The following is a 5,894-nucleotide window of genomic DNA, read 5'->3' on the forward strand; positions in this document are numbered from 1 at the left end:
TTGAAAATGAAATTAGTACAATTTTTAAATTGCTGAATGTTGAAGATCTAAAAAAAGCATTGAATAAGTAAAAAAATTACAATAAAAACTTCCTAGCTGTAGGATAAAGTTTTACTAGGTTATCGTGACATCTCAGTAAGAATTATTGACGTAATTGAAAAAATATAAACATCTGCTATATTAAAAGTTAGTTATTAGGCTAATAACAGGAAATATATAATTAGCTGAAAAAATAAAAAGTTTATAAAATGTGTTTATTTTAACAATCTCACAATTAACAATTTGCAATTTATAGGATAATCTAAAAGAAACAATAAAATGAATTCTTGGATAAAAATAGAATAGAACGGAAAGAGGCGTAGACGATGAAACTTAATAACTTGTATAATTTTAAAAATCCAGTTAAGAACTTCCTTGATATAGACGAAATTAAATTACCAGATAATATATCTTCTTTCGACCTTGAAAAACTGTGTTGGGTTAAACCTTTTAATTTTAGAGTAAGAAAGCAAGAGGATAAGTATCGCACCCTAAAAATGCCTAATATTTTGAATTTTGCACGTGCATATGAAGAATTTAAGAACATGCCACATTTCAGCAGTATTCAAAGTATGGATTATTCACATAAACGTTTATCGGCAAATATTGAAACAGGAGATTTTGCATCAGGAGAATATGATAGACAGTTGGAAGAAGATTTTGAAAGATTATGTATATATGATAATTTAATTAAAATGGATATAAAGGAATATTACGGAAGGATATATACACATAAAATTATTCCTCCAGAACATAACGATCGATTTTTATCTAACATGAATTTAGGGGCAACTAATGGTTTGATAATGGGAAATTATTTGTCATTATATTTTGCAGAAGTTAATTTAACGAGTATCAGTAATGACATAGAAAAAGAAATTGAAGACTCAGGGATACAATGTGAGTTCTCTTATTTTTCTGATGATTTTTACTTCTTTTGCAATGAAAATGATAATGAGAAGATAGTTAAAATTTTTGATAAAGTATTAGAAAAATATGAACTTGAAAGAAATGATACAAAAAAAGAAATATGGACTTATGAAACTTTTAACAACTACAATTTAGTAGCAAGATATTGGAAAAAAGTAATTGCTCATTGTAATGTAAGGTTTGATGGAGAAAGAAATAATAATAAGTTGTATTTCATTAACCAAATAGTTTATAGAATATCAAACTTACAGGATAATAAATTAAAGAAAACTTTCATTAATAACTTTTTTAAAACAAAATATTTTAGAGAATTAAATCTTGATAAATATCAGGTTAAGAATTATGATTACCACCAGTTATGCTTTATCTTTAAGTTTTCTCCAGAAGCTATGTTATATGCTATTGACAGGTTTAGTATAATGAATGATTTTGATAAGAACAGATTACATAAATTTTTCAAGGTAAGATATAAAGAGATACTTCAAGAACCGTTTAATGATGAACAATTATATTTCTATTATGCAATAAAAATATTAAATTTCACAGATTTACTAATAGAACAGAAAGATGCTGTGCTTAAGTCTAATAATCAAATATTAATTTCATATTATTTAAAAGATGGGTTATTTGGAAGTGTAGATATTGATAAACTAAAAGCAAATGATGATGAGAAGTATTGGTTCCAAAATTACCATTTGATTTTGTATTCACCTGATTTGTTAGCAGACTTAGAAAATAGCATTGATATGTATTTAATACCTATAAATGCAAAAGAGCAAGAGAATGATAAACCTAGCAAAAAGACAAAAAAAGCATGTCAAAAGAAATCGTATATGGATTTTTATAAAGAGAATTTAGGATTAAAAAATTCCATAATTAGAGATATACCAGATGTTCATGCTGAAATTGAAGATTACTTAAGACTAAAAATAGAAGAAAACGAGGCTACTTTTGAAGAAGAAGATTTGAATATTTAAATTTAATATATAAAGATACTCAAATAAAATGAAAGCAGAAAGACTTGTCTGCAGAGGGCGAGTCTTTCTTTGCAGCTGAACTTTTAATTATTCATATTATCAGAAGAATATCTCGATATAAAAAACTAATAATTATTAAGGCAGTTAAGCCACAACAATAGAGTAATTTGCAATATGAAAAGTAAATGGCTAAACTATATTTTAGAACAAAATCAAATTTTAAAATAGTTAAAAAGCACTTTAAGAATACAAATCATATTCTAAAGTGCTTTTATTTTTATAAAAAAAGGAGTGCACTATGTTACTAATATTATTTGCTTTTATATGCCTATTCTCCTTTGGAACCTATATGATCTTGTTAGATTACCTCAAACTACCAAGTTATAAGGCATCCAAAGCAGTTTTAAGTATCAATAAAGGACAAAAGAGAAAAGTGAAAAATCTTGATGTATTTATTTTAGAACTTTCAACTAAGATTTCTAAGTATATCAAAATCAATGATTACAAAAAAGGAAAGTTGATAGCTAGTTTAAAATCTGCAGAAATTAATTTATCACCGGAAACTTATATAGGAAGAGTTTATGTTAAAGCAGGAATGGTACTTTTAAGTATTATCCCTGCTTTAATTATTTTACCGATGATAAGTCCAGTAATTTTATTTCTAACCATTGCTGTTTATTTTAAAGAAGTAAAAAGTGCTGATGAAGCAGTGAAAAAGCAGCGTGAGGAAATTGAATATGAGCTTTCGAGGTTTGTATCTACACTTACTCAAGAGTTAAAGGCCATTAGAGATGTGCTTTCAATATTAGAAACCTATAAGCAAAATGCAGGAGAGAGTATGAAAAGAGAATTAGAAATAACTGTTGCAGATATGAAATCAGGAAGCTATGAAGCTGCTCTTACAAGGTTTGCAACAAGGCTTGGAAGTTCAACTTTATCAGAGGTTGTCAGGGGACTAATTAGTATACTTCGTGGAGATAATGGAGTAGTGTATTTTCAAATGCTCTCCTATGACTTAAAACAGTTAGAGCTTCAAAGACTTAAAGGAATAGCAGCAAAACAACCTTCAAAAATCCGTAAGTATTCCTTTGCAATGCTCATGTGTTTTGTCTTAATGTATCTTGGAGTAATGGCAGTTGAAATTGTTAAGACACTTGGAAGTATGTTTTAGACCAGCTAGTAATAGTCAATAGTTTTTTTTAAAAATTTATTTTTAAATTAGGGCATAGCAAAGCTAGCTATTGTAAAAATACGAACAATAGCCCTCTAATTTATTATTTGGTTTTAAAGGCGATTAGGCTGCTGTTTTACATTGATTTTGAAGATACATTTTCTCGTGTATCTTAGGGTCTCTAATCTCGTAAGGTTTCTGGTTTTTAAGAACCGAGAATATGTACTTGATTAGTTTGTTCATCACAGCACCTAAAGCTACTTTTTTCTTTTTACCTTTAAGATTTTCTTTGTAGTATTTAAGCAAAACTTCATTGTTATTAGTTCTTACGGATGCTAATGCAACAGCATATAAGGCACGGCGTCCTATTCTAGTACCACGCTTAGACATTTTATTTTGATTACTCTTAAACTTGCCTGATTCATTAACAGAAGGATCAATGCCGAAATACGCAATTAAATGTTTAGGCTTAAGAAAACCGTTGATATTACCGATTTCACTCATTATGGTTATTGCAGTTAATTCACCAATGCCAGGTATTGAGTATATCAACTGGATATTTTTTATAAATGTTTCAGGGAGCCTACGGCTTTTTATAAGTAAGTGTATTTCCTTCAGTAAACTTTCAAGTTGAGTTTCTAAGGTTTCTATCAATAAAATTGTATTAGTGATTTTTACAAATAAGCTAGATGATTTTATGCCGATATATAGTGCTTCTTGGGCAATAGAAATCAGTTTTTCATAAAGTTTTTCACTATAGAGTAGTCCTTTTCTTGAGTTACTAGAAATGATTTCTATCAAAGTCTTTCTATCTGCATCAAGAATGCCTTGAGGACTATTATATTGCTTAAGTATAGCCAAAGAAGTTTTACAGGTAATATTTGAAAATACGGAATTGTATCCAGGGAAAATAACCCTTAAGTCAGTAGATAATTTTTTCTTATAAGTAGATTTGGTATCTGTTAATTTATAGTAGTCTCTACAGAGAGATTTTAAGGTGTAAATTTCAACATCAAATGCAGAAGAGCATTTAACAGATTGAAATTTGCCTATTGTAGCGATGGATATTGCATCACGTTTATCATTTTTCACTTTTCTTATTCCACTATTTTTGTTACTATTAGTAATGAGTGGATTAAAGATAAATGTTTCAAACTTATCTTTAAGAAAGTGGAAAAGAGTAAGGTGATAAACACCAGTAGATTCCATGAAGATGCCAGTTTTCATGCTAAACTCTTCTTCCGCTTTTTTTATTTGATCTACTAGGTAATCGAAACCATCTCTATTATGTTTAATCTTAAAAGGCTTTCTGTAAACTTCACCGTCAGGTGCCAGAATAGCTACTACTGAAAAATCTGCTGATACATCAATTCCTACTGTTGGTCTATAAAAAAATTTATTCATGGGTATTATCTCCTTTATTTTTGAGATAGAATAGATATTCCATTTCTATCAGTAATTCTATAACCTTGTTTGTGACACGGGTAGTTCCAAATTGGAAACCCAACCAGCTAAACATAGAGTTCTCACTGATGGAATGATACGCTAATTCGCGGGTATAAATGACTCGATAGAGTCACTTCCCAGGAGGGATACATCTATCCTCTATTCAAGATATATTATACCAAAATATTTAACTGTATAGGTTCCAATTTGACTTTAATAGAAAACTTAGTTTAGATGTGGAATGAACGCCCTATCGGGCAATGTCATCAACTTAATATGTAAATAATTTAAAAAACAAAAACAATAAAATTTTAACTTCAATTCGTAATTTGGACACACCCCTCCACAACTGCTATACTAGAGCCAAGGTTGGATCAAGAAATTTCCTTACTTCTGAGGAGCAACTAGCATATAAAAGAATAAAGTTGCAAGAGCAAGAGCTTCTTGTATATTTAAAGTAAAATAGACAAATATGAAACAGCAGAAAGAACTATAGCAAAAAAATTAATACTAGAAATGATTAAAGATAGAACAGATGCAGAACTAATTCTTTTTGATAGAGGTTACCCAGGAGCAAAATTTTTCTCATTTTTAAAGGGAAATAATGTTGATTTTCTGATGAGAGCAAAAGTTAACTTTTCAAAAGATATAAAGAAGGCAAAGAAACCAGACCAGATTATTGATATAAAAAATGGTAAAGAATTTTTAACAGTACGAGTTGTAAGATTTTTGCTTCCATCTGGTATCGAAGAAGTTTTAATAATAAGTTTACTTGATGAAAAATATACAGTTGAGGATTTAAAAGAGTTATATTTTAAAAAATGGGGTGTTGAAGTAAAATATGATGAACTAAAAAATAGATTAGAGATTGAAAATTTTACAGAAAGAACAAAAATAGCAATAGAACAAGAGTTTTATGCATCTATGTATCTATCAAATATGATTGAATTAGCTAAACAAGAAAGTAATAAAATTGTTAAAGAAAAAATAAAGATAAAGATTTAAAACATGAATATAAAACTAATTTAAATATTCTTATTGGAAGTTTAAAGGATAAGCTTATAATGATGATGCTTGAAAAAACCAGCAGAAAGAGAAAAAATATGTTTAAAAATATATTGTAGAATAAAATTTTAAGAATCAATTTTATTTTTATGAAAGAGCAGATGAAGTTTACTTCAAAAATCATTGAAGTCTATTTAAGTTACTATAAATGAGCAAAATCGCCTCCATTATTTTACAATGATTATGCGCACTTATCTTCTGATAGCTTAAGAACATCACAAATAGCGTCTTTGCTTACTCCATTTTGAGATTGCGTGTATACCCAC

Annotated in this window: 4 protein-coding genes; 3 read left to right on the plus strand and 1 reads right to left on the minus strand. The window is 28.5% G+C overall.

Annotated features, from left to right (window positions below):
- Nucleotides 1-365: 365 nt before the first annotated feature.
- Together CLTEP_RS13165 and CLTEP_RS13170 are read left to right on the plus strand one after the other, a co-directional pair.
- Complete coding sequence (locus CLTEP_RS13165) at nt 366-1,946, plus strand: RNA-dependent RNA polymerase family protein (protein WP_066827434.1); 1,581 nt, start codon at nt 366-368, stop codon at nt 1,944-1,946.
- A 298-nt stretch (nt 1,947-2,244) separates the two neighbouring features.
- A complete protein-coding gene (locus CLTEP_RS13170) occupies nt 2,245-3,117 on the plus strand; it encodes a secretion protein F (protein WP_066827436.1) in 873 nt (290 codons plus the stop codon).
- Nucleotides 3,118-3,240: 123 nt separating this feature from the next.
- On the opposite strand, the gene CLTEP_RS13175 is transcribed toward CLTEP_RS13170, so the two are convergent.
- Entirely contained in the window at nt 3,241-4,521 is a 1,281-nt protein-coding gene (locus CLTEP_RS13175; protein ID WP_066827438.1) for an IS110 family RNA-guided transposase, read from the minus strand.
- A 558-nt stretch (nt 4,522-5,079) separates the two neighbouring features.
- Between CLTEP_RS13175 and CLTEP_RS13180 the strand changes: the two genes are divergently transcribed.
- Nucleotides 5,080-5,568, plus strand: coding sequence for a transposase (locus CLTEP_RS13180; protein ID WP_066827440.1), 489 nt, complete (start codon nt 5,080-5,082; stop codon nt 5,566-5,568).
- The last annotated feature ends 326 nt before the right edge of the window (nt 5,569-5,894 follow it).

This window comes from Clostridium tepidiprofundi DSM 19306 (assembly GCF_001594005.1).
In the GTDB taxonomy this organism is placed as follows: Bacteria; Bacillota; Clostridia; order Clostridiales; family Clostridiaceae; genus Clostridium_AC; species Clostridium_AC tepidiprofundi.

Coding starts and splice junctions, on each gene's coding strand:
- CLTEP_RS13165 (WP_066827434.1), top strand. CDS start 366: ATGAAACTTAATAACTTGTATAATTTTAAAAATCCAGTTAAGAACTTC.
- CLTEP_RS13180 (WP_066827440.1), top strand. CDS start 5,080: ATGATTAAAGATAGAACAGATGCAGAACTAATTCTTTTTGATAGAGGT.
- CLTEP_RS13170 (WP_066827436.1), top strand. CDS start 2,245: ATGTTACTAATATTATTTGCTTTTATATGCCTATTCTCCTTTGGAACC.
- CLTEP_RS13175 (WP_066827438.1), bottom strand. CDS start 4,521: ATGAATAAATTTTTTTATAGACCAACAGTAGGAATTGATGTATCAGCA.